This is a genomic window from Thermomonas sp. (assembly GCF_023953935.1).
Taxonomy (GTDB): domain Bacteria; phylum Pseudomonadota; class Gammaproteobacteria; order Xanthomonadales; family Xanthomonadaceae; genus Thermomonas.
Genome location: NZ_JAMLIW010000007.1, coordinates 80,860 through 102,792 on the forward strand (window position 1 = coordinate 80,860; position 21,933 = coordinate 102,792).

The 21,933-nt window shown below is 68.5% G+C and carries 24 protein-coding genes; 11 read left to right on the plus strand and 13 right to left on the minus strand.

Features of this window, described 5'->3' with window-relative positions:
* Nucleotides 1-49: 49 nt before the first annotated feature.
* From M9902_RS09265 to yihA, 3 genes are all read right to left on the minus strand, one after another.
* A complete protein-coding gene (locus M9902_RS09265) occupies nucleotides 50-949 on the minus strand; it encodes a pirin family protein (RefSeq protein WP_297222466.1) in 900 nt (299 codons plus the stop codon).
* Nucleotides 950-968: 19 nt separating this feature from the next.
* Nucleotides 969-2,333 carry a glutamate--cysteine ligase gene (locus M9902_RS09270; RefSeq protein WP_297222468.1) on the minus strand — a complete coding sequence of 455 codons (1,365 nt, stop codon included), beginning with the start codon at nucleotides 2,331-2,333 and terminating at the stop codon, nucleotides 969-971.
* A 99-nt stretch (nucleotides 2,334-2,432) separates the two neighbouring features.
* On the minus strand, nucleotides 2,433-3,044 hold the full coding sequence (yihA, locus tag M9902_RS09275) for a ribosome biogenesis GTP-binding protein YihA/YsxC (protein ID WP_297222470.1): 612 nt from the start codon (nucleotides 3,042-3,044) through the stop codon (nucleotides 2,433-2,435).
* Between the two features lie 117 nt (nucleotides 3,045-3,161).
* Between yihA and M9902_RS09280 the strand changes: the two genes are divergently transcribed.
* The 4 genes from M9902_RS09280 (at nucleotide 3,162) to M9902_RS09295 (ending at nucleotide 6,380) form a co-directional block, all read left to right on the plus strand.
* On the plus strand, nucleotides 3,162-3,905 hold the full coding sequence (locus tag M9902_RS09280; protein ID WP_297170522.1) for a cytochrome c4: 744 nt from the start codon (nucleotides 3,162-3,164) through the stop codon (nucleotides 3,903-3,905).
* Between the two features lie 76 nt (nucleotides 3,906-3,981).
* Complete coding sequence (locus tag M9902_RS09285; protein WP_297222471.1) at nucleotides 3,982-4,674, plus strand: thiol:disulfide interchange protein DsbA/DsbL; 693 nt, start codon at nucleotides 3,982-3,984, stop codon at nucleotides 4,672-4,674.
* A 23-nt stretch (nucleotides 4,675-4,697) separates the two neighbouring features.
* The gene (locus M9902_RS09290; protein WP_297222560.1) at nucleotides 4,698-5,603 is read left to right on the plus strand and encodes a thiol:disulfide interchange protein DsbA/DsbL; all 906 of its coding nucleotides are present in this window, start codon (nucleotides 4,698-4,700) and stop codon (nucleotides 5,601-5,603) included.
* A 39-nt stretch (nucleotides 5,604-5,642) separates the two neighbouring features.
* The gene (locus tag M9902_RS09295; RefSeq protein WP_297222563.1) at nucleotides 5,643-6,380 is read left to right on the plus strand and encodes an endonuclease/exonuclease/phosphatase family protein; all 738 of its coding nucleotides are present in this window, start codon (nucleotides 5,643-5,645) and stop codon (nucleotides 6,378-6,380) included.
* 15 nt (nucleotides 6,381-6,395) lie between these two features.
* Here the strand turns inward: M9902_RS09295 and M9902_RS09300 are convergent, their stop codons facing one another.
* Entirely contained in the window at nucleotides 6,396-7,199 is an 804-nt protein-coding gene (locus M9902_RS09300; RefSeq protein ID WP_297222473.1) for a sulfite exporter TauE/SafE family protein, read from the minus strand.
* 49 nt (nucleotides 7,200-7,248) lie between these two features.
* Here M9902_RS09300 and M9902_RS09305 point away from each other — a divergent pair, with 49 nt between their 5' ends.
* Both M9902_RS09305 and M9902_RS09310 read left to right on the plus strand, forming a co-directional pair.
* Entirely contained in the window at nucleotides 7,249-9,291 is a 2,043-nt protein-coding gene (locus tag M9902_RS09305; RefSeq protein ID WP_297222475.1) for a lytic transglycosylase domain-containing protein, read from the plus strand.
* A 32-nt stretch (nucleotides 9,292-9,323) separates the two neighbouring features.
* Nucleotides 9,324-10,562 carry a multifunctional CCA addition/repair protein gene (locus M9902_RS09310; RefSeq protein ID WP_297222477.1) on the plus strand — a complete coding sequence of 413 codons (1,239 nt, stop codon included), beginning with the start codon at nucleotides 9,324-9,326 and terminating at the stop codon, nucleotides 10,560-10,562.
* Here the strand turns inward: M9902_RS09310 and M9902_RS09315 are convergent.
* From M9902_RS09315 to tsaD, 6 genes are all read right to left on the minus strand, one after another.
* Entirely contained in the window at nucleotides 10,539-10,874 is a 336-nt protein-coding gene (locus M9902_RS09315) for a VanZ family protein (RefSeq protein ID WP_297222565.1), read from the minus strand. The two genes, M9902_RS09310 and M9902_RS09315, sit on opposite strands and share 24 nt — an antisense overlap.
* A gap of 71 nt (nucleotides 10,875-10,945) precedes the next feature.
* Nucleotides 10,946-12,133 (minus strand): SAM-dependent methyltransferase, encoded by a 1,188-nt coding sequence (locus M9902_RS09320; RefSeq protein WP_297222479.1) that lies wholly within the window; start codon nucleotides 12,131-12,133, stop codon nucleotides 10,946-10,948.
* Complete coding sequence (locus tag M9902_RS09325; protein WP_297222481.1) at nucleotides 12,133-12,624, minus strand: 6-carboxytetrahydropterin synthase; 492 nt, start codon at nucleotides 12,622-12,624, stop codon at nucleotides 12,133-12,135. The genes M9902_RS09320 and M9902_RS09325 overlap by 1 nt, the downstream gene beginning before the upstream one ends.
* Entirely contained in the window at nucleotides 12,621-13,325 is a 705-nt protein-coding gene (locus M9902_RS09330) for an SDR family oxidoreductase (protein WP_297222483.1), read from the minus strand. The genes M9902_RS09325 and M9902_RS09330 overlap by 4 nt, the downstream gene beginning before the upstream one ends.
* Complete coding sequence (folB, locus tag M9902_RS09335; RefSeq protein WP_297170463.1) at nucleotides 13,322-13,681, minus strand: dihydroneopterin aldolase; 360 nt, start codon at nucleotides 13,679-13,681, stop codon at nucleotides 13,322-13,324. The genes M9902_RS09330 and folB overlap by 4 nt, the downstream gene beginning before the upstream one ends.
* 75 nt (nucleotides 13,682-13,756) lie before the next feature.
* Complete coding sequence (tsaD, locus tag M9902_RS09340; protein ID WP_297222485.1) at nucleotides 13,757-14,797, minus strand: tRNA (adenosine(37)-N6)-threonylcarbamoyltransferase complex transferase subunit TsaD; 1,041 nt, start codon at nucleotides 14,795-14,797, stop codon at nucleotides 13,757-13,759.
* 89 nt (nucleotides 14,798-14,886) lie between these two features.
* Between tsaD and rpsU the strand changes: the two genes are divergently transcribed.
* The 5 genes from rpsU to M9902_RS09365 all read left to right on the plus strand — a co-directional run bounded on the left by rpsU (nucleotide 14,887) and on the right by M9902_RS09365 (nucleotide 19,159).
* Complete coding sequence (gene rpsU, locus M9902_RS09345; RefSeq protein WP_139716606.1) at nucleotides 14,887-15,102, plus strand: 30S ribosomal protein S21; 216 nt, start codon at nucleotides 14,887-14,889, stop codon at nucleotides 15,100-15,102.
* An 89-nt stretch (nucleotides 15,103-15,191) separates the two neighbouring features.
* Complete coding sequence (locus M9902_RS09350; protein WP_297222487.1) at nucleotides 15,192-15,638, plus strand: GatB/YqeY domain-containing protein; 447 nt, start codon at nucleotides 15,192-15,194, stop codon at nucleotides 15,636-15,638.
* Between the two features lie 68 nt (nucleotides 15,639-15,706).
* A complete protein-coding gene (locus M9902_RS09355) occupies nucleotides 15,707-16,204 on the plus strand; it encodes a GNAT family N-acetyltransferase (RefSeq protein ID WP_297222489.1) in 498 nt (165 codons plus the stop codon).
* 66 nt (nucleotides 16,205-16,270) lie between these two features.
* Complete coding sequence (dnaG, locus tag M9902_RS09360; protein WP_297222491.1) at nucleotides 16,271-17,998, plus strand: DNA primase; 1,728 nt, start codon at nucleotides 16,271-16,273, stop codon at nucleotides 17,996-17,998.
* 81 nt (nucleotides 17,999-18,079) lie between these two features.
* Nucleotides 18,080-19,159, plus strand: coding sequence for an OmpA family protein (locus tag M9902_RS09365; protein WP_297222493.1), 1,080 nt, complete (start codon nucleotides 18,080-18,082; stop codon nucleotides 19,157-19,159).
* Nucleotides 19,160-19,199: 40 nt separating this feature from the next.
* On the opposite strand, the gene alkB is transcribed toward M9902_RS09365, so the two are convergent.
* The 3 genes from alkB to M9902_RS09380 are packed head-to-tail and all read right to left on the minus strand — an operon-like array spanning nucleotide 19,200 to nucleotide 21,930.
* On the minus strand, nucleotides 19,200-19,853 hold the full coding sequence (gene alkB / locus M9902_RS09370; protein WP_297222495.1) for a DNA oxidative demethylase AlkB: 654 nt from the start codon (nucleotides 19,851-19,853) through the stop codon (nucleotides 19,200-19,202).
* Entirely contained in the window at nucleotides 19,850-20,779 is a 930-nt protein-coding gene (gene cyoE / locus M9902_RS09375; protein WP_297170482.1) for a heme o synthase, read from the minus strand. Before cyoE ends, alkB begins: the two co-directional genes overlap by 4 nt.
* Nucleotides 20,776-21,930: a COX15/CtaA family protein gene (locus M9902_RS09380; RefSeq protein WP_297222497.1), complete on the minus strand. Its 1,155-nt coding sequence runs from the start codon at nucleotides 21,928-21,930 to the stop codon at nucleotides 20,776-20,778. The genes cyoE and M9902_RS09380 overlap by 4 nt, the downstream gene beginning before the upstream one ends.
* Nucleotides 21,931-21,933: the final 3 nt, after the last annotated feature.

Below are 21,933 nucleotides of genomic sequence, written 5' to 3' on the forward strand. Positions count from 1 at the left end.
ACTACTGTGCAAATGGCGATGTGTGCGATGGGCGAGGCCGGTGACGATCTCAGGACATCGGCTCGGGCTCCCGCAATTCGCCGATCCGTGGCGGCAGCGGGATGAACTCGCCATTGTCCAGATCCGGCAGTTTCATGCGGCCGGCCTGCCAGTCCTCGCGCGCCTGCTCGATGCGTTCTTTCGATGAGGACACGAAATTCCAGTCGATGTAACGCGGCCCCACCGTCTCGCCGCCCAGCGCCATGACCGCAGCGTCGCTGGTTGCCATGATGGTGACCGGCTTGCCCGCAGTCAGCACCGCCATGCTGCCGGGCGCGATCTGCTGGCCGTCGATCTCGACCTCGCCGTGCACCACGTACACCGCGCGCTCGGAGTATTCGGCCGGCAGCGATACGCGCGCGCCGGCCTTGAGTTGCCAATGCACGTAGAACTGCGGCGAATCGACGGCAACGGGCGACTGCACGCCAGCGAGCTGACCTGCGATCAGGCGACCGCGCGCGCCGTTTTCGCCAATCTCGGGCAGGGCATCGGCGGCGTAGTGCCAGAAGCCGGGGTCGATCTCCTCGCGCTCGGTCGGCAGCGCCACCCAGGCCTGGATGCCGTCCATCAGTCCGCCCTCGAGGCGCAGGCGTTCGAAGCGTTCGGAATGGGTGATGCCGCTCCCGGCGGTCATCCAGTTGACTTCGCCGGGCTGGATCGGCTGCTCCGAGCCGAGGCTGTCGCGGTGCATGATCTCGCCGGCGAACAGGTAGGTGATCGTGGACAGGCCGATATGCGGATGCGGACGCACGTCGGCCTCGCGCGGCAAGCCGGGTGCCAGATCCTTCGGCCCCATGCGGTCGAAGAATATGTACGGACCGACCATGCGGCGCCTGGCGAACGGCAGCACCCGGCCGACTTCGAAACTGCCCAGATCCCGACGGCGTTGTTCGATGACAAGCTCGATCATGGCGCGCCTCCAATGGCGATCAATATGCGAATTCGCAAAACACCGGATCCACGCTGCCGTACCACTCGCCGTTGAACAGTTCGAGCTTGCGTTCGGCCGGGGTCTGTCCGGATTCGACGATTTCCAGCAGCGGATCGAGGAAGCGGGTTTCATCCGCGCCTTTTGCGTTCAAGCAGGCGCGTCGCGCCAGACCGTGCGCGGAAATCTTCAACGCCTCGCGCGCCAGTTCGCGCACACTGCCGCCGCGGAATGGCAATTTCAGCGCGTGCCTGGGCACGCCATCGCGCAACGCGTGGCGCTCCTCCATCGAAAAATCCTTGACCAGATCCCAGGCCGCATCCAGCGCAGTCTGGTCGTACAGCAGCCCGACCCAGAATGCCGGCAGCGCGCACAGCCGGTTCCACGGCCCGCCGTCGGCGCCGCGCATCTCGAGAAAGCTCTTCAGCCGCACCTCGGGAAAGGCCGTGGTCATGTGGTCGTTCCAGTCGCGCAGGGTCGGCAGCGCGCCCGGCAGCACGTCGAGCCTGCCGGCAAGGAAATCGCGGAACGACTTGCCGCTGGCGTCGATGTAGCGACCCTCGCGATAGCTGAAATACATCGGCACGTCGAGCAGGTAATCGACATAGCGCTCGTAGCCGAAGCCGTCCTCGAACACGAAGTCGAGCATGCCGGTGCGGTCGGGATCGGTATCGGTCCAGATGTGCGAGCGGTAGCTGAGGTAGCCGTTGGGCTGGCCTTCGGTGAACGGCGAGTCGGCGAACAGGGCGGTGGCAATCGGCTGCAATGCCAGCGAGACGCGGAACTTCTCGACCATGTCCGCTTCGCTGGCATAGTCAAGGTTGACCTGCACGGTGCAGGTGCGCGCCATCATGTCCAGGCCCAGCGCGCCGACCTTGGGCATGTACTCGCGCATGATCTGGTAGCGGCCCTTGGGCATCCAAGGCATCTCGTCGCGACGCCACTTCGGCTGGAAACCCATGCCTAGGAAGCCCAGCTGCAATTCGTCGGCCACTTCGCGCACTTCGCGCAGGTGAGTGCCGACCTCGCGGCAGGTGTCGTGGATCGTGGCCAGCGGCGCGCCCGAGAGCTCGAGCTGGCCGGCCGGCTCCAGGCTCACCGACGCACTGTCGCGGCTCAGCGCAATCGTGCGCCCCGCTTCCTGCTGCGGCTGCCAGCCGAAGCGGATCAGGCCGGTCAGCAGGGCTTCGATGCCACGCTCACCGTCGAAGCTCGGTGGTCGCAGGTCGTCCAGCCGAAATCCGAACTTTTCGTGCTCGGTACCGATCCGCCACGCGTCGCGCGGCTTTTCGCCTTTGGCCATCACCCCGGCCAATTGCTGTCGGTCGGTGATCGGCGTGTCGCTGGCGTGGCTGGGGCCGGACATCGAGGATTCCTGAAATGAACGGTTCAGGATACCGGGAACAATGTCAATGCGACGACACGCTGGCACGACCGCAGCGTTCCAACCGTGGGTGTAAAATCGCTACAGTTCCAGCCAGCTCGCCACCACCGCGCGCAGCTCGTCCACGCCCAGTCTGGATTGCGCCGAAAACAGCTGCAGGCTCACCCCCTCCCCGTACACCCGCCACAGCTCCATCCGCACCGCCTGCTTGGTGTTGCCGGCGGCGCCGCGGCTGAGTTTGTCGGCCTTGGTCAGCAGTACGTGGGCCGGCAGGCCGCGGTCGCGGGCGTGGGCCAGCATCATCCGGTCATAGTCCTTGAGCGGATGGCGCACGTCCATTACCACCACCAGCCCGCGCAGCGCGAACCGGTCGCGGAAATAATCGCCAAGGAACGCCTGCCAGTGCGCCTGCAAGTCCTGCGGCACCTTGGCGTAGCCATAGCCTGGCAGATCCACCAGATAGCGCGCGTCCTTGGGCGGAACGCCGAAATACACCAGTTGCTGGGTCCGGCCCGGGGTCTTGGAGACCCGCGCCAGCGCATTTTGCTGGCACAGGGCGTTGAGCGCCGAGGATTTCCCGGCGTTGGAGCGGCCCGCAAATGCCACTTCGAAGCCCCCGTCGGGCGGCAGCTGCTGCGTGGTGTGCGCCGCCAGCAGATAGCGCGCGCCGGTAAACGGGTTCGGGGTAGCCATTGGCATAGCATCGCACGAGCCGGCACCCTGACCGCACCGGTTTGACCGCAGATGCCCTGCCGACCATAATTTCCGCGTCACGCGGCCACCGGCCGCCCTTACGCTTCGGGGTTACGCATGCGTCTTGCCCATGCCTTTGCCGGCCTTGCCTGTCTCGCCCTCGCGGCGGTCGCCTATGCCCAGAGCACGGCCATCCCCGCGCCCGACGCGGCGCCGGTCCAAGCCGCACCGCTGACCGAAGCGCCGGCGCACTGGGGCGATGCCAAGGCCGGCCAGGCCAAGGCCGCCATCTGCGCCGCCTGCCACGGCCTCGACGGCAACGCGATGCAGCAGAATGCCCCGCGCCTGGCCGGCATGCCCGAACGCTACATCGCCGACCAGCTCCATCTGTTCAAAAGCGGCCAGCGCACCAGCGGCCTGGCGGCGGTGATGGCCCCCTTTGCCGGCATCCTCAGTGCACAGGACATGCGCAACGTCGGTGCCTGGTACGCCGGCCAGAAATCCGGCGCCGGCATCGCCGATGACAGCGTCATCGCCAGCGGCCCGAACAAGGGGATGAAGTTCTACGAAGTGGGTGAACGCCTGTTCCGCGGCGGTGACGCGGCGCGCGGCCTGCCGGCCTGCATGGCCTGCCACGGCGCGACCGGCGCCGGCAATCCAGGCCCGGCCTATCCGTCGCTGCACGGCCAGGACGCGGCTTATGTGACGCGCCGGCTCGAGGAGTACCGCACCGGCACGACGAACTATGCCAATCCGGCGCATTTCGCGCTGATGGCCAGCGTCGCCAAAACCCTGACCGACGAAGAGATCCATTCGCTGGCCAGCTACGTGCAAGGCCTGCACGCACGCACGGCGCAGTGATTGCCGCGCATTCATCCGCCGTTCGCCGGCAATCGCGCAGGCTGACTTCCCTGACTTGAACCCGGAGACGGATTCGATGCGTGCGCTACTGTTGTTCATTGCCCTGTTCCTGACCAGCGCACCGTTCGCGGCACAGGCCCAGGCGAAGCTTGCCGGCCTGACCGAAGGCGTCGAATACACCCGCATCGAAGGTGGCCAGCCTTACCGGCAATTGCCACCGGGCATGGTGGAAGTGGCCGAGGTGTTTGCCTACACCTGCCCGCACTGCGCGCACTTCGCGCCGATGATCGAGGCTTGGGCCAAGACGCTGCCGCCGCACGCGCGCGTGGTGTACGTCCCCGGCGTGTTCGGCCGGGACGACGCCTGGGCGCGGGCCTACTTCGCCGAAGAAGCGACCAAAACCATCCCGCTGCTGCACCGCAGTTTCTTCACCGCGATCCACGAATCCGGCGAACTGCCGCAGAACGCCGGCACCGCCCAGATCGGTCAGTACGCCGGCCGCGTTCGCGGCGTGAATGCGGCTGCGTTCAACGCCGCGCTGACCAATGACGCCGCGCTGGTGCCCAAGCTGCGCGCCGCCTACGAGTTCGCGCAGCGCAGTGGCGTCGAAGGCACCCCCTCGATCATCGTTGCCGGCCGCTACATGATCCGCGGCAACAGCTACGAAAGCCTGCTGGCCAATGCCCGCAAAGTAGTGAACGCGCTGGCGCCGCGCCGCGCCGCCGCACCGGCCCGCCCCGCCGCCGCACCGGCGGCCAAGCGCCCCTGATCCCGCCCGAGGAAGCTGCCATGATCCGCCTGCGCCACGTCCTGCTCCTGCTCGCCCTGCTGCCGCTGGCAGCCTGCAACCGCGAAACGCCGGCGCCGGTGACCGGCAGCGGCTCCGCAGCGACGGCCGGCGCCGGCGCAACCGTCGCCGCGGCCAGTGCGGAAGACCCGCAGCGCGCCGCTGCCGCCGCTGCGGCGATCAAGAAAGCCGAAGAGGAGGCCGCACGCCTGCCGCCGCCGGTCGAGGGCACCGACTATGTGGTGATCCCCAACGGCCAGCCCTATGACACGCCGCCGGGCAAGGTCGAACTGGCCGAATTCTTCGGCTATGTCTGCCCGTTCTGCGCCGCGGTCGAACCGACGGTGGCCGCGATGCGCGACAAGCTGCCGCCCGACGTGCACTTCGTCTCCATCCCGGCGCCATTCGGCGGACCGTGGGAGAACTACGCCAAGGCGTTCTACGCCGCCGATGCGCTGGGCATCGTGCCGCAGACCCACGAGGAGATGTTCCGCGCCATCCACATCGACCGCAGCCTCAAGGGCGAGCGCGGCATGGATTCGCCCGAAGACATCGCCGCGTTCTACGCCAACTACGGCGCCGACCCGAAGCAGTTCCTCAGCAGCATGCAGAGCTTCGCGATCGCCACCAAGGTCAACCGAGCCCGCCAGTACATGACCGCCGCGTTCGCCAACGGCGACCAGATGGGCACGCCGGCCTTCGTCATCAACGGCAAGTACCGGGTCAAGGGCCGGACGGTCGACGACATGTTCCGGATCATCAACCAGCTGGTCCAGATGGAACGCCGCAAGCTGCACGAAACGGGCGCGCCGGCACCGACCGCCGAATCAGCCCCTGCCGCTGCGCCTGCCGCTGCGGCCCCTGCCACCGAAGCGCCGGCGGCCGCCGCGGCCGGGACCAACGGCGGCTGATTCCCGGCTACGCTGATCGTGGACAAACGCCGGCTGCGCCTGCTGAGCGCCAACATCCAGGCCGGCAACAGCACGCGCGGCTACAAGGACTACATCACCCACAGCTGGTCGCACGTCCTGCCCGGTGGCAACAAGCGCAGTGCGCTTGACGCCATCGCCGAGCTCGCCGGCCAGCACGACATCGTCGGCCTGCAGGAGACCGACCCCGGCAGCCTGCGCTCGGGCTTCACCAACCAGACCCACTACCTCGCCGAGCGCGCGGGTTTTTCCTGGTGGAGCCATCAGCCCAACCGCACGATCGGCAAGCTGGCCTCGACCGCGAACGGCCTGCTCAGCCGGATCGAACCCAAGTCGATCGAAGAACACCCGCTGCCGGGGCGGATCAGCGGGCGCGGCGTGCTGCTGGCCAATTTCGGCAGCGACAGCAACGCGCTGGCGGTTGCCATCGCCCATCTGTCACTGGGCAACCAATCGCGCCAGTACCAGCTCGACTTCATCGCCGAGCTGCTCGCGGACAGCCCGAACGCGGTCCTGATGGGCGACTTCAACTGCGATCCCGATTGCCGGGAGATGCATGCGCTGTTCCGCAAAACGCACCTGCAGCCGCCTTCGCAACGCATTCCGACCTTCCCTTCCTGGCGCCCGCTGCGCGCGATCGACCACCTGCTGGTGACGCCGGCGCTGTCGATCGCCGAGATGCGCGCGGTCCCGGCGGCGCAGTCGGACCACCTGGCGCTTTCGGTCGATCTGGACGTTCCCGAGGCCGCGCTGCGCTGAGCGTCGAACGCAACCTCAATCCAGCGCACTGTACGCAAACGCCACGCCCACGCCCAGCAGGAACAGCGCGAACACCCGCCGCAGCATCACGCCGTCGATCGCATGCGCGATTCGCGCGCCCAGCGGCGCGAACAATACCGAGGTGCCGGCCACGCCCAGCGCCGCCGGCAGATAGACGAAGCCCACCGACCACGGCAGCGCCAGGGCACCCGCCGGCGCCTGCAGCGCGTAGCCGAGCGCGCTGCCCAGGCCGATGAAGACGCCGCAGGCCGACGAGGTGCCTACGGCGCGCACCGGCGTCACTCCGCGCCAGACCAGCAGTGGCACGGTCAGGCTGCCGCCGCCGATGCCGACGATGGCGGACAACCCGCCGATCACCCCACCCGCCAGCGCGTAGCCGGGCCCGCGCGGCGCCTCCGCGCGTTCAGCGCGCCCGCCCGCCTTCGGCAACAGCATCTGCACCGCGACGATCAGGCAATAGACCGCCACGCACCAGCGCAGCACCCGACCGTCCAGGCCAATCGCCAGCCGGCTGCCCAGCCAGCCGCCGATCAGGATGCCAGGCACCATCCACGCCACGGTGGGCCACAGCACGCTGCCGCGGCGGTGGTGCGCCCGCGCTGAAGACGCCGCGGTCAGGACGATGCTGGCCAGCGAACTGGCCAGCGCCGCGTGCATCGCCGCGGCTTCGGGCACGCCCATGTGCGGAAACAGCCACGCCAGCGCGGCCACCAGCAGCAGCCCGCCGCCAATGCCCAGCAGGCCGGCCATCACGCCCACGCAGGCGCCCAGCAGCAGGTACAGGGCCAATGCGGTCATCGGGTGTGGCCGGGGAATGCGTTCATTTCTGCTCGGTTATAGTCCGGTCATGCACAAAACCGCGTCGATATTGCTCGCTTTCCTGTTTGGCGTCAGCAGCGCGCCGTCGCTGCCGGCGGCTGCAGCCCCGAATCAGGTCGGCACACTGGCTGCCCGCGCGCCGATCCTGATCCCGCCACCCGATCCGGCGCTGAAAGCCGCCTTCGACGCCGCTGACCGCAGCGGACTGGGCGATCTGGCGCTGGCCGGTTTCCGCAGCCAACCGCTGGCAGGCTGGCTGGAATACGCCGCGCTGCGGCGGCGCCTCGATACCTTGCCGGTCGAACGCGGCAGCGCCTTCCTTGCCGCCCATCCGGGGGAACCGGTCGCCGCGGCCTTCCGCAGCGAATGGCTCGCCGCGCTGGCCAAGCGCAATGCCTGGCAGGCCTTCCTCGCGCAGTGGGACCCTGCGATCGACGACATCACGCTGCGCTGCCTGCGCCTGCAGGCGCTGATGGCCGTCAACCGCACCGATCCGCAATGGACGCAGGAGGCGCAGGCGCTGTGGCGCAGCAGCGGCAAATCACTGCCCGCGCAGTGTGACGCGCCGTTCGCCCTGCTGGCCGCACAGGGTGGCCTGACCGATGCGCTGCGCTGGGAACGCTTCGATCTGGCCGCCGACGTGGTGCAGACCGGCGTCATGCGCGCGATCGCCCGCGACCTGCCTGCGGCGGATGCCGCGCAGGCCAACGCCTGGGCGGCGTATGTCGATGCGCCCAACGGCCAAGTCGGCGGCTGGCCCAAGACCGCGCGCAGCCGTCTGGTGGCCGCGGCGGCGCTGGAAAAATTCGCCCGCAAGAATCCGGGCGCGGCCGAAGCCCTGCTCCCGTCGATCGCTTCAACGCTGCAATTCACCGATGCCGATCGCGGCCGGGTGCTGGCCCAGATCGCGCTGCAGTCGGCGGCCTCCTTCACCCCGGATGCCGCCCGCCGGCTGGCCGCCGTGCCCGCCGTCGGCTATGACGCCACCCTGCACGAATGGCGCGTGCGCGAGGCGATCGCGCGCAGCGACTGGGCCGGCGCACTGGCCGCAATCAAACGCATGCCCGATGCCCAGCGCAACGATTCCCGCTGGCTGTATTTCGCTGCCCGCACCAGCGCCCTGACGGGAGATGCGGCAGGAGCGAAAGCCCTCTACGCGCAGGCCGCACGCAGCAGCGACTACTACGGCTTCCTTGCCGCCGACCGGCTGGACCAACCCTATGCCCTGTGCCCGCTGCAATCGCCTGCGCCGCAGGCAACCAAGCTGACCATCGCCCGCGATCCGGGCCTGGTGCGGGCGCTCCAGCTCCATCAGCTGGGCCGCAAGGCCTGGGCGGTGAAGGAATGGAACGCCGCGGTGGCGCGGTTCAGCGACCCGCAGCGCTGGCTGGCGGTCGAGGTGGCGCAGGACAACGGCTGGTTCGACCGCGGCGTGTTCGGGCTGATCAACGTGGCCGGCAAGCGCCACCCGGACGAGCGGCGGCTGTATTCCTTGCGCTTTCCGCTGCACCACGGCGCCACGATCCGGCGCGAGGCGGCGCGCAACGCGCTCGATCCTTCCTGGATCGCCGCCGAAATCCGCGCCGAATCCATCTTCGATCCGCGCGCGCGCTCACCCGCCGATGCCCGCGGCCTGATGCAGGTGCTGCCGTCCACCGGCGCCACCCTGGCGCGCCGGCTCGGCGTGGCCTTGCCCAGCGCCGAAGCCCTGTACGACGCCGACACCAGCATCACCCTCGGCACCGCCTACCTGCGCCAGCTGATGGACCGCTTCAACGGCAAGCCTTATCTGGTGATCGCCGGCTACAACGCCGGCCCCGGCGCCGCCAACCGCTGGCTCACGCAGCGGCCGAACCTGGAACCGGATTTCTGGATCGAGACCATCGGCTATAAAGAGACCCGCGAATACGTCGCCCGGGTGCTTGGTTTCAGCACCATTTACGACTGGCGGCTGGACGGCAACGCCCGCCGCGTCAGCGACCGCATGCTCGGGATCATCAACGGACCGCGCAAGGGCTTTGCCTGCCCGGAGGCCACGCCTGCCGCAGCCCCGCCGCCTGCGCGGCGCTGAACGGCACCGTCGCCGCGATGCTGCCCGCGCCCGTGCAAACCTACCTCGTCGGCGGCGCGGTCCGCGACGCGCTGCTGGGCCTGCCCCCCGGCGACCGCGATTTCGTGGTGGTAGGCGCAACCGCCCAACAGATGTTGGACGCCGGCTTCAAGCAGGTCGGCCGCGATTTCCCGGTGTTCCTGCATCCGCAGACCGGCGAGGAATACGCGCTGGCGCGCACCGAACGCAAATCCGGGCGCGGCTACACCGGCTTTGCCGTCCACGCCAACCCTTCGGTGACGCTGGAAGAAGACCTGCGTCGGCGCGATTTCACCATCAACGCGATCGCGCGGGCCGAAGACGGCACGCTGGTCGATCCGTTCGGCGGTGCGGGCGACATCGAGGCGCGGGTGCTGCGGCATGTCGGCGATGCGTTCGTCGAAGACCCGCTGCGGGTGCTGCGGGCGGCGCGCTTCATGGCTCGCTTGGCGCCGCTGGGCTTCACCGTGGCACCGGAAACAATCGCGCTGATGCGGCAGATGGCGGCCAGCGGCGAGCTCGACGCGCTGGTACCTGAGCGGGTCTGGCAGGAATTGGGCAAGGCATTGCGCAGCGCAGCGCCCTCCGCCTTCCTGCAATGCCTGCGTGCTGCCGACGCCCTGCGCGTGGTGCTGCCGGAAGTCGATGCCCTGTACGGGGTCCCGCAGCGCGCCGATTACCACCCGGAGATCGATACCGGCACCCACGTCGAGATGGTCTGCGACATGGCTGCACGGCTGACGCCGGGTGACGAGCTGATCGGCTACGGCGCGCTCTGTCATGACCTCGGCAAGGCGCTCACGCCGGCGGCCGAACTGCCGCGCCACGTCATGCACGAACAGCGCGGCGTCGCCGTCGCCAACGCCATGAGCGAGCGCCTGAAGGCGCCGAGCGAGCACCGCGAGCTGGCGGCATTGTGCAGCCGCGAGCACCTGCTGGTGCACCGCATCGCCGAGCTGAAGCCGGCCACGATCCACGACCTGATCGCCCGCTGCGACGGCTTCCGCAAACCCATGCGAATCGATCAGCTCGCCACCGTCTGCGAGGCCGACGCGCGCGGCCGCACCGGGCATGCCGAAACGCCCTACCCCCAGGCCGCCACGCTGCGGCGGCTGTTCGCGGCAGCGCAATCGGTGCGCGGCGATGCGATCGCGGCCAGCGGCCTCAAGGGCCCGGACTTCGGCGCGGCATTGCGCAAGGCGCGGATCGCCGCCATCGCACAGGCAAGGTCACAGCCGGCGATCGAACCTTAGCAACAGGTCGCGCAGCGGCGTGAACGCCGTCGCCAGCCCGATCAACACCCCCACGGTATTGGCCAGTGCATCCATCCGGTCGGCGGCGCGGCCCATTCCCATCGCGCCTTGCAGGTATTCCAAGCCGATCCCGAGAAACACCAGCACCACGCACACGAACCCCCAGGACAGCCGCCGCTGGAACAATTGCACCGCGCCCGCCGACAGCACCGCGTACGCCAGGAAGTGTTCGAACTTGTCGCTGACCCCGACCTCGGGCAGATCCTGCACCGGCAGCAGCGAGCCGAACACCACCACGGCAATGGCCAGCATCCACAGCCCGGTCCATAGCCAGGGCCGCCGGAACGGCTTGAGCGAACGTCCGAACCGGGGCTTTGGCGCGTTCACAGCCGATGGCTCAAGTCGCCCAAGGCAAATGCGGGCTCGAACTCCACGCCGCGCTGGAAGCCCAGGCACTGGAAGCGCTCGCCCATCTCGCTGGGCAGGGTCAGTCGCTTGACCTGCTGGCGCAGGGCATGCCGCGCCGCGTCATTCGCGGCACCCGCCTCGGCGGGCGCCAAGCGTTGGGCCAGACCGTTGCCAAGCAGGAAGCTGGCCTGCGTGCAGTAGCCGGCGAATTCAAACCCGGCGCCGACGCCGGCCTCGGCCAGCGCGGTGAAATCCACCGAAGCGGTGATGTCCTGCAAGCCCGGCCAGGCAAACACGTCCGCCGTCATCCGGTGCTGCCTGTACGCGCGCAAGGTGCCGTCATCGCGTTCGGGCAGATAGTATTCCGAACGCGGGTGGCCGTAGTCGATGAACAACAGCGCGCCGCGCTGCAACCCGCCGACCACCGCCTGCACCCAATACGGAAGCTGGACCAGCACTTCGCTGCGGTAGCCGTCGGCGAACGGCGCGTCCAGCTGTCCTTCGATCCGACGCACCTCCGCGGCCAGCATCGCGTCCGCCGGCTGTTCGCTGCGCACGAAGCGACCCTCGCCATCCAGCGCCACACCCTCTTCCAGCACTTGCCCCTGGCGAATGACGAAACGCGAAGCCGGCAGGGCGTCGATCACCTCGTTGGCAAACACCACGCCTTGCCACGGTTCCTGGATCGGCCCGTCCAACCATTCCACCCGTGCGAACAGATCCGCATCCAGCGCGGCTTCCAGACGCGCGCGCTGGCGTGTGCGCAGGTCGGCGCTTGGTTCGAGGATCGCGTAGCGCGCCGGCAGCGCATCAAGATCGCGCAGCGCTTCCAGACAAGCGTGCGCAAACGCGCCGCTGCCGCCGCCCAGTTCGAAAAACACCGCATCGATGCCCAACTGCTTGAGCACCGGTGCCAGCGCATCGGTCACGGTTGCCGAAAACAACGGCGAGAGCTCCGGCGCGGTGACGAAGTCCCCGCCCGCCCCGAACTTGTGCGCGCCGGCGCTGTAGTAGCCCAGGCCCGGCGCGTACAGCGCCAGCTCCATGAACTTCCAGAACGGGATCGCGCCGCCGGCGGCGATGATCTGCTCCTGGATCAGCTGGCGCAGGCGCGCACTGTGCGCCTGTGCGTCGGCCTCCGGCTCCGGAATTCCTGGCATCATTAGTCGAACCGCGCGCGGCGCCCCGCGCTCTGCCCGGGCGCGGAGGCTACCCGTACCTCGATTTCCTCGATCGCATGCGCGCGCAGCGCAGCGCGATCTTCGCCCAGCCGCGCAAGGAACCAGCCGGCGAACTCTTCCAGGGTCGCATTCTCGATCGGCAGCAGTTTCACGTCCTCGCGCAGGAACGGAATGCGCTGGCCGGCAAACACCGCGATCACGTGATCGCCGTCCTCTTCGATCCGCAGGTGCGGCGATCGCGTCGGCAGGATCATCCACTCGTTCAACTCACGGCACAGCGCGACCACCCGATCCTTGTAGATGCCGTAATCGAAGCAGAGGCCATTGAACTGCATGCGTGCGTGGAGGTCCACTTCGACGAAGAAATTGTGCCCGTGCAGGCGCTCGCGTTCGCTGGCCGAGAAAATCGTGAAATGGCCAGCAGAGAACTTCATGTTCTGCTTGGCAAGGCGAATGGTGACATTCTCGCTCATGCGAAATCCGCCGCACCGATATCACCCAGCTGCGGGCGCATGACGATCTCCTCGACCACCGTGCGCGGCGACAGCGACCACGCCGTCCACGCCATTTCCGCCACGTCCTCGGCGGGCATGAAGCGCTCGGGCGGCAGCGCCACCCCGGCCCAGGAATCGGTATGGGTCGCGCCGGGGATCAGCGCCACCACGCGCACCCCGTGCGGCTTCATTTCCTCGCGCAGATTGCGGGTGAAGCCCAGCAGCGCGTGCTTGGCGATGCTGTAGGAGCCGCCGTTGGAATAGGCCGCGATCGAGGCGGTGCTGCACACGTTGAGCACCATCCCGCTTTGCTTCGCCAGCATCGCCGGCAGCAGCCGGCGGGTCAGCCGATAGGCGCCGAACAGGTTGGCCTGCAGCATCTCCTGCAGCACGCCATCATCCTCCTCGGCAAGCGCCCCCGGCTGGAACGCACCGGCGTTGTTGACCAGCAGCTCGACGCCGCCGTGGCGCTCCAGCACCGCCTGCGCCAGCGCATCCACCGCTGCATCATCGCGCATGTCGCAGGCGAAGCACTCGACCGCCGGCAGGTCTGCCTTGAGCGCATCCAGGCCCGCCTGCCCGCGCGCGCAGGCGATCACCTGCTGCCCTTCGCGGACGAAACGCGCGACGATCGCCCGGCCGATCCCGCGCGACGCGCCGGTGACCAGCACCACGCTCATTCCCCGAAACTCCCGCGCTCGATTTCCACGCCCACCGCTGTCGCGTTCGGCAGCGCTTCGGGCTTGCTCACTTTCAGGTGCACACCGTGGGCGCCGAATTCGTTGAGGATCAGCTCGGCGCAGGCCTCGGCCAGCGTCTCCACCAGCACGTATTCGGTCTGGGTGACGAAATCGGCCAGCCGCTGCGCCACCGCTTCGTAATCCAGGGCGTCGATCAGGGAATCACTGAGCGCGGCGACGCGGGTCTCGAAGCGGATCCGCACGTCCAGCACCAGCGTTTGCGGGGCGAGACGCTCACGCGCGTGCACCCCGATCAGGGCGGGGATGCGCAGGCCTTCGATGAAGAGGGTGTCCACGTGATTCGTGATTCGTGATTCGTGATTCGTGAAGGCTACCTGCTCTTGAAGCTTTTACCAATCACCAATCACCAATCACGAATCACGAATCCCCAATCCCGGCAACAACGCCATGTCCCAGCGCGGGGTCGCCCGGATCGCGGCACCGTCGCGCTGGCCGGCGGCCAACCGCAGCGCGCCGGCGAAGGCGATCATCGCGCCGTTGTCGGTGCACAGCGCGGGGCGCGGGAAGCAGGCGCGGCCGCCGCGTTGTTCGCACATCTGTGTCAAGCGCGCCCGCAGCCGCTTGTTCGCACCGACCCCACCGGCCACGATCAGCACGTCGCAACCGGCTGCATCCAGCGCGCGCTGGCACTTGATCGCCAGGGTATCGACCACTGCATCCTCGAAGCCGCGGGCGATGTCGACGCGGGTCTGCTCGGATTGGTCGCTGTCGCGCCACGCCAGCAGCACCTGGGTCTTCAAGCCGCTGAAGGAAAAATCCAGCCCCGGCCGGTCGGTCATCGGGCGGGCGAACTTGAAGCGCCCCGGCGCGCCCTGTTCGGCCAGTCTGGCCAGCTGCGGCCCGCCCGGATAGGGCAGGCCCATCATCTTGGCGGTCTTGTCGAAAGCCTCGCCGGCGGCATCGTCCAGGGTTTCGCCCAGCAGCCGGTAGCGGCCGATCGCCTCCACACCGATCAGCTGGGTGTGGCCGCCGGAGACCAGCAGCGCCACGAACGGCGGTTCCGGCGCAGCGTCCTCCAGCAGCGGCGCCAGCAGGTGGCCCTCCATGTGGTGGACGGCCAGCGCCGGCACCTCCAGCGCCCACGCCAGCGAGCGGCCGACCGCCGCGCCCACCAGCAGCGCGCCGACCAGGCCGGGGCCGGCCGTGTAGGCCACGCCGTCGATGTCGGCCACGCCCAGCCCCGCCTCGCCCAGGGTCTGCCGGATCAGCGGCAGCAGCTTGCGCACGTGGTCACGGCTGGCCAGCTCCGGCACCACCCCGCCGTATTCCGCGTGCAGCGCGATCTGGCTGTAGACGGCGTGCGCGCGCAGGCCGGCCGCACCGCCCAAGGCGGTGTCGTAGACCGCCACTCCGGTCTCATCGCAGGAGGTTTCGATACCCAGGACTTTCATCCGCCCATCTTGCGCTCAAACCCGAGGCACTGCTACCATGTGCAGCTTCCTGCCGCAAAAGGCAGGCCTTTCGACCACGAGAGTTCCGAATGCCCAGCGTCAAAGTCCGCGAAAACGAGCCGTTCGAGTTTGCCCTGCGTCGCTTCAAGCGCACCTGCGAAAAGGCCGGCGTGCTCGCCGAAACCCGCAAGCGCGAGTTCTACGAGAAGCCGACCCAGGAGCGCAAGCGCAAGGCGGCGGCCGCGGTGAAGCGTCAGGCCCGTCGCGCCGGTCGCGACGTCACCAAGCGCCAGCGCCTGTACTGATCCGGCCGGTTGACGGCAGAAGCCGGCACGCACGCGCGTGGCCGGCTTTTTGCGTTTCTGCGCCCGGCCCTGAACCCAAGGAGATCACCATGACCCTCAAGCAACAGCTCATCGATGACATGAAGACCGCGATGAAGGCCGGCCAAAAAGACCGCCTCGCGGTGATCCGCCTGATCAACGCCGCGATCAAGCAGAAGGAAGTCGACGAGCGCGTGGAGATGACCGATCCGCTGGTGCTGGGCGTGATGGAGAAGATGCTCAAGCAGCGCAAGGATTCGATCACCCAGTACGAGGCCGCCGCGCGCGAGGATCTGGCCGCACAGGAGCGCTACGAAAAGGGCGTGATCGAAGCCTACATGCCTGCCCAGCTCGACGAGGCCGCCATCCTCGCGGAGATCGACAAAGCCATCGCAGCCACCGGCGCCGCCTCCGCCGCCGACATGGGCAAGCTGATGGGCGTGCTCAAGCCCCAGCTTGCCGGCAAGGCCGACATGGGCCTGGTCAGCAAGCTGGTGAAGCAGGCGCTCGCGTCCTGATTCCTGGCGCAGCGCCGCCATCGCGCCCAGCGGCGGCCACGCCCAATGCAATTTTCCGAGCCCGCAGCATGAACGACGCCCTCGTCAGCATCCGCCCCGCCACGCCCGACGACGTGCCGCTGATCCGGCAGCTGATCGCCGAACTGGCCGAATACGAGCGCATGGCCGAAGCCGCGGTGGCCACCGACGCCGGCCTGCGCGCTCAGCTGTTCGGCCCCCAGCCCGCTGCCGAAGTCCTGATCGGCGAAGTGGATGGCGCCGCCGCCGGTTTCGCCCTGTTCTTCCACAATTTCAGCACCTTCACCGGCAAGCGCGGCTTGTATCTGGAAGACATCTTCGTGCGCCCCGCCTTCCGCGGCGCGGGCCTGGGCAAGCAGCTGATGGCCGCGCTGGCGCGGATCGCGGTGCAGCGCGACTGCGCCCGCTTCGAATGGAGCGTGCTGGACTGGAACACCCCGTCGATCGCGTTCTACCGCAGCCTCGGCGCAGTCGGCATGGACAAATGGACGTTGCAGCGGCTGGACGGCACCGCCCTGCACGCGCTGGCGGCGCGCGACGAACTCTGATCAATGGTGATCAAGCGGCTCGGCTGAAACCCGCCTGCGCCAGCAGCCCGCGACTACACTAGCCCTATGGCCCGCATTCCCGACGCCTTCATCGACGACCTGCTGGCGCGCTCCGATATCGTTGAAGTGATCGCCACCCGCGTGCCCCTGAAGAAGCAGGGCCGCGAATACGCCGCCCGCTGCCCGTTCCACGACGAACGCAGCGCCAGCTTCACGGTCTCGCCGACAAAGCAGTTCTACCACTGCTTCGGCTGCGGCGCGCACGGGTCGGCGATCAGCTTCCTGATGCAGTACGACCGGCTGGAATTCCTCGATGCGGTCGAGGAACTGGCTCGGCGGGTGGGCGTGGAAGTGCCGCGCGATACCGCGCAGCGCAATGCCAATCCCGAGACCCGCGACCTGTATGCCGCGATGGACGCGGCCGCCGGTTTCTTCCGGCGCCAGCGCGAGGCCAACGCCAAGGCGCGCGCCTACATCGAGGCACGCGGCATCGCCACCGAGATCGTCGATCGTTACGACATCGGCTATGCGCCCGGCGGTTTCTCGGCGTTGCGCGACGCGCTCGGCACCGACCCGCAGCGGCTGCACCTGTTGGAACGCGGCGGGATGTTCTCGAAGAACGACCGCGGCCACGTCTACGACAAGTTCCGCGACCGCCTGATGTTCCCGATCCACGACCGTCGCGGCCGCGTGATCGCCTTCGGCGGCCGGGTGATCAACCCCGACGATTCGCCGAAGTACCTCAACTCTCCGGAAACCCCGCTGTTCCACAAGGGCCGCGAGCTGTACGGCCTGTGGCAGGCGCGGCAGGCCAACCAGAAGCTGGAACGCCTGATCGTGGTCGAAGGATACATGGACGTGGTGGCGCTGGCGCAATTCGGGGTTTCGCAGGCGGTGGCCACGCTGGGCACCGCGACCACGTCCGAGCACGCCGAACTGCTGTTCCGCAGCGCCGCCGACGTGTACTTCTGCTTCGACGGCGACCGCGCCGGTCGCGCCGCGGCCTGGAAAGCGCTCGAATCGGTGCTGCCGCGCATGAAGGACGGCCGCCAGGCGCTGTTCCTGTTTTTGCCCGACGCTGAGGACCCGGACAGCCTGATCCGCAAGGAGGGCGTGGATGGTTTCGACGCGCGTCTGCGCGCGGCCACGCCGTTGTCCGAATTCTTCTTCAACCAGCTGTCAAGCGACGTCAACCTCGCCAGCCTCGACGGCAAGGCGCGACTGGCCGAACGCTGCAAGCCGCTGCTGGCGCTGATCCCGGATGGCGCGTTCGGCGATTTGATGCGGCAGCGGTTGGGCGAGCTGACCGGCATCAGCGCGCGCGCCGGCGCGGCGCCAACGGCGGCTCCGGCGCGCAGCAGCCGCGTCGCCGCAGGGCCGACGCACAAGCCCAGCCTGGTCCGTACCGCGATCACCCACCTGCTGCAACGTCCGGCGCTGGCCCTGGAGCTGGCGCCGCCGTACCGCTTCGCCAGCCTGCGCCAGCCCGGCATCGAGCTGCTCTCCGAGCTGGTGCTGCTGATCGGCGAGCGCCCGGACATCAGCACTGGCTCCCTGCTCGAACATTTCGAAGGGCGCGACGCGTTGCCCGCGCTGCAACAGCTGGCCGTGCTCGACCTTCCGGGTGAACCGGCCAACCTGCGGGCCGAATTCCTCGACGCCATCGCCCAGCTTGACCGCCAGGTCTCGCAGCAGCGCATCGAGGAACTGCAGCAGCGCCAGCGCGGCGAGGGGCTGGACACGGCAGAAACCCAGGAGCTGCTGGAACTGCTGCGGGCGCGCATTCAGCATTGATCGGTGTCGGCGCCGGCCCTGTCCTTTCCCGTTCGAATTTTCCGTATTCTCTGCTTGACTCCAACCACTCAAGGTTTCCCCGTGCGCATCCTGTCCCTCCTGGCCGGCGCCCTGCTCGCCCTGGCTTCCGTCACCGCCTTCGCCGACGCCACCGTTCCGACCAAGGACATTGCCGGCGCCAGCGACCCGGCCTGGCTCAAGCGCTACGAGGGCAGCTTCATCGTCAGCTACGAGCACCGCCGCTTCGACGCCATCAGTTTTCCGGCCTCGAAACTGCTGCCCAGCGCGGATCCGGAAGAGCGCGACAGCAACAACAATCGCCCTCGGCGCGCCGCCCGCACGGTCAAGGCCGAAGGCGAATACACGCGCCTGCTCTACGTCGCCCCGGAAGACCGCTCGACGCTGGAGGTGATGCGCAACTACATCAGCGAAATCAAATCCGCCGGCGGTCGCCTGCTGTACGGCTGCACCAACCACGAATGTGGTGGCGAGTTCGAAGGCAACGATCACGGCGGCGGCACCCAGGGCCTGCTTGAACAGATTTATCCCGGCAACCGGGTCAAGGACGCCAATTTCAGCAACGGCAAGTGCGCCAGCGGCACCGATCCACAGGAGCAGCGCTATCTGCTGGCCCAGTTGCCCGACGGCAACGGTGGTACCCGCACGCTTGCCGTTTACGTCTACCAGATCGGCGACAAGACCTATTGCTCCGCACTCAAGGATCGCACCGGCGTGCTGGTGGTTGCGGTGTCGCCCAAGCCGATGGACAACAAGATGGTGACCGTCACTTCGGACGAGATGAAGCGGGCGCTGGAGACCGCCGGCCACATCGCCCTGTACGGCATCTATTTCGATACCAACAAATCGCAGGTCAAGCCCGAGTCCAAGCCGACCCTGGAGCAGATCGCCAACTTGCTCAAGCAACTGCCGAACCTGCGTCTGGGCGTGGTCGGGCATACCGATGACGTCGGCGACGACGCCTCCAACCTGCGGCTGTCGCAGCGCCGGGCGGACGCGGTGGTGGCCGCGCTGGTCGAGGACTACGGCATCGCCGAGTCGCGCCTGGCGCCCAGCGGCGCCGGCGAGACCAAGCCCGTCGTGCCCAACAGCAACGACGCCGCGCGGGCGAAGAACCGCCGGGTGGAGCTGGTCAAGCTCTGAAACCCGGCGACGCTGGCGGGCTGGAGTCGTTCGGACGCAACTAGCGCACCTTGCGGAAGGTCAGGTTGAGGCGCTGCTCGCCGAGCAGCGGATGGCGGCCCGGCCGGATCGGCAGCACGCCGTGAAAGCGCATGCGGTCGACGCCGCCCCAGACCACCACGTCACCGTGCCGCAGCGGCACCCGCAGCGCCTTGTCGCCACGGGCAAGGCCACCAAACAGGAACACCGCCGGCAGGCCCAGCGAGACCGAGACGATCGGCGCGATGCGATCGTCCTCGTCACGATCCTGATGCAGGCTCAAGCGCGTGCCGGGTGCATAGCGATTGATCAGGCAGGCGTCGGGCACATGGTCCGCGAAGCCGGCCTCGGCGGCGGCATCACGCGCCAGTTGCAGTAACGCGTCCGGCAGCGCCGGCCACGGCTGGCCCGAGTCCGGATCGTTGCGGTCGTAGCGATAGCCACGGCGGTCGCTGCACCAGCCGTAGGTTCCGCAGTTGCTCATCGCCACCTGCATCACATGCCCGCCGGGGGTTTGCAGATGACGGAACGGCGCGCGTGTGGTGACCGTGTCGATCCCGGCCAGCAGCGCATCGACATGCGGCAGCACGTAGCCATGCAGGACCCAGGCCTGCGTTGCCAAGCGCGTGCGCGCTCCCGCCGATGGCGTGGCAAACAGATCCACTTGCTCGCTCACGACTGCGGCACGAACTCCAGCCCCGGCGGCGGCGCGAACAGCGGCAGCAGCCAGTGGTCGATCAGCAGGAACGCGAACAGCGCCATCAGATACCAGATCGAATACTTGAACGTGCGCATCGCGAAAAACTCGTCCGGCGGATCCAGCAGCTTCCACGCGTACCACAGGAACACCGCGCCCAGCACCAGCGCGCCGCCGAGGTAGAACAGCCCACTCATGTGCACCACCCACGGCAGCACCGAGGCGATCACCAGCAGGATGGTATAGAGCAGGATCTGCCAGCGCGTGTAGACCACGCCGTGGGTGACCGGCAGCATCGGCACCAGCGCGCGCGAATAGTCCTCGCGGCGGAAGATGGCCAGTGCCCAGAAATGCGGCGGCGTCCACACGAACACGATCAGCACCAGCAGCAGCGCATAGCCCCAGTCGGTCTCGTTGCCCATGCCGGTCACCGCCGCCCAGCCCAGCAGCGGCGGCACCGCGCCGGCCAGGCCGCCGATCACGATGTTCTGCGGGGTGGCGCGCTTGAGGAAGCCGGTATAGATGATCGCGTAGCCAATCAGGCCGGCGAACGACAGCAGCGCGCTGATCGGGTTGACCCACAGCAGCAGCACCGCCATCGAGGCGACGCCGAGCACGATGGCGAACGTGAGCACCTGCGCCGGCCGCAGCGCGCCGGTCGGCAGCGGGCGGTCGGCGGTGCGTGCCATGACCTTGTCGATGCGCTGGTCGAGCAGATGGTTGACCGCCGCCGCGCTGGACGCGGACAGCCAGATCCCGATCGTTCCGGCGACGATCCGCAGCCACGGCCAATCCTGGCCGGGCTGGATCGCCAGCAGCATGCCGATGACCGCAGTGAACACGATCAGGGCCACGATCCGCGGCTTGGTCAGCCGCCAGTACTGCGCCGCGATCGAACCGCTCATTCCCAGCCCTCCGGCGGCCGCAGGCGCGCCAGCAGCGCAACCAGCACGAACAGCAGCGCCACCGCGCCGGCATTGTGCAGGATGGCGATCGGCAGCGGCAGCGCCAGCAGCACGTTGCTGATGCCCAGCCCGACCTGAAGACAGACCAGCAGCGCCAGCGCCACCCCCCAGCCGCGCAGGCCGGGGATCCGCAGCAGTTTGGCCGCCATCCCCAGCAGGTAGACGAACACCACGACGGCCGCCAGCCGATGCGCCATCTGGATGGCCACCCGGGCCGGGTTGTCGAGGACGCCGCCTTCGTAATCGACGCCGATGCCGCGCCAGAGCACGAAGCCCTCGCGGAAATCGTGCTGCGGCCACCAGTGGCCGGCGCAGCGCGGGAAATCGGTGCCGCAGGCCAGCGCCGCGTAGTTGGCGCTGGTCCAGCCGCCCAGCGCGATCTGCACCGCCAGCAGCGCCAGACCGATGCCCAGCAGCAGGCGCAGGCGGCGCGCGTCGGCGCTGAGGATCGGTGAGTCGGTGGCCCGCCAGGCGATCCACGCCAGCAGGGCGAAGGTGGTCAGGCCACCGAGCAGATGCCCCATCACCACGATGGGTTTGAGCAGCCAGGTGACGGTCCACATGCCGAGCAGGGCCTGGAACACGATCACCATCAGGGTCAGTGCGCTGGCCCGCGCCAGATCCACGTTCGACCAGCGCAGCACGCCGACCAGCAGCAGCAATTCCCCCACCACCGCCAGCAGGGCCGCCGGCGCGTGCGCGCCGCGCATGTACTGCGGAATCGCCAGCGCCACCAGCCCCGCGGCCAGCGCAATCTGAGCCACGCCGCGGCGGCGGCCGCGCGCGGCCAGCAGCGCCAGCGTCAGCACCAGCACGCCCAGCGCACCGGCAAGCATGCGGTGGACCTGCTCGCGCCAGGCGCGGGTGGGATCGACCGGGCGAATCGCGGTGGCGGCGTGGTCGACCACCTGCGCGGCCGCCGTGGGCCAGGTGGCCTTGCCGTAGCAGGTCGGCCAGTCGGGGCAGCTCAGGCCGGCGTTGGACAGACGCACGAAGGCGCCGAACACGATCAACGCCGCGGCCAGCGCCGTCGCCAGCCAGGCGATGCGGTGGAAGTGGCGGTACAGCTGTGTCCGGGACGTCTGGACCATGGG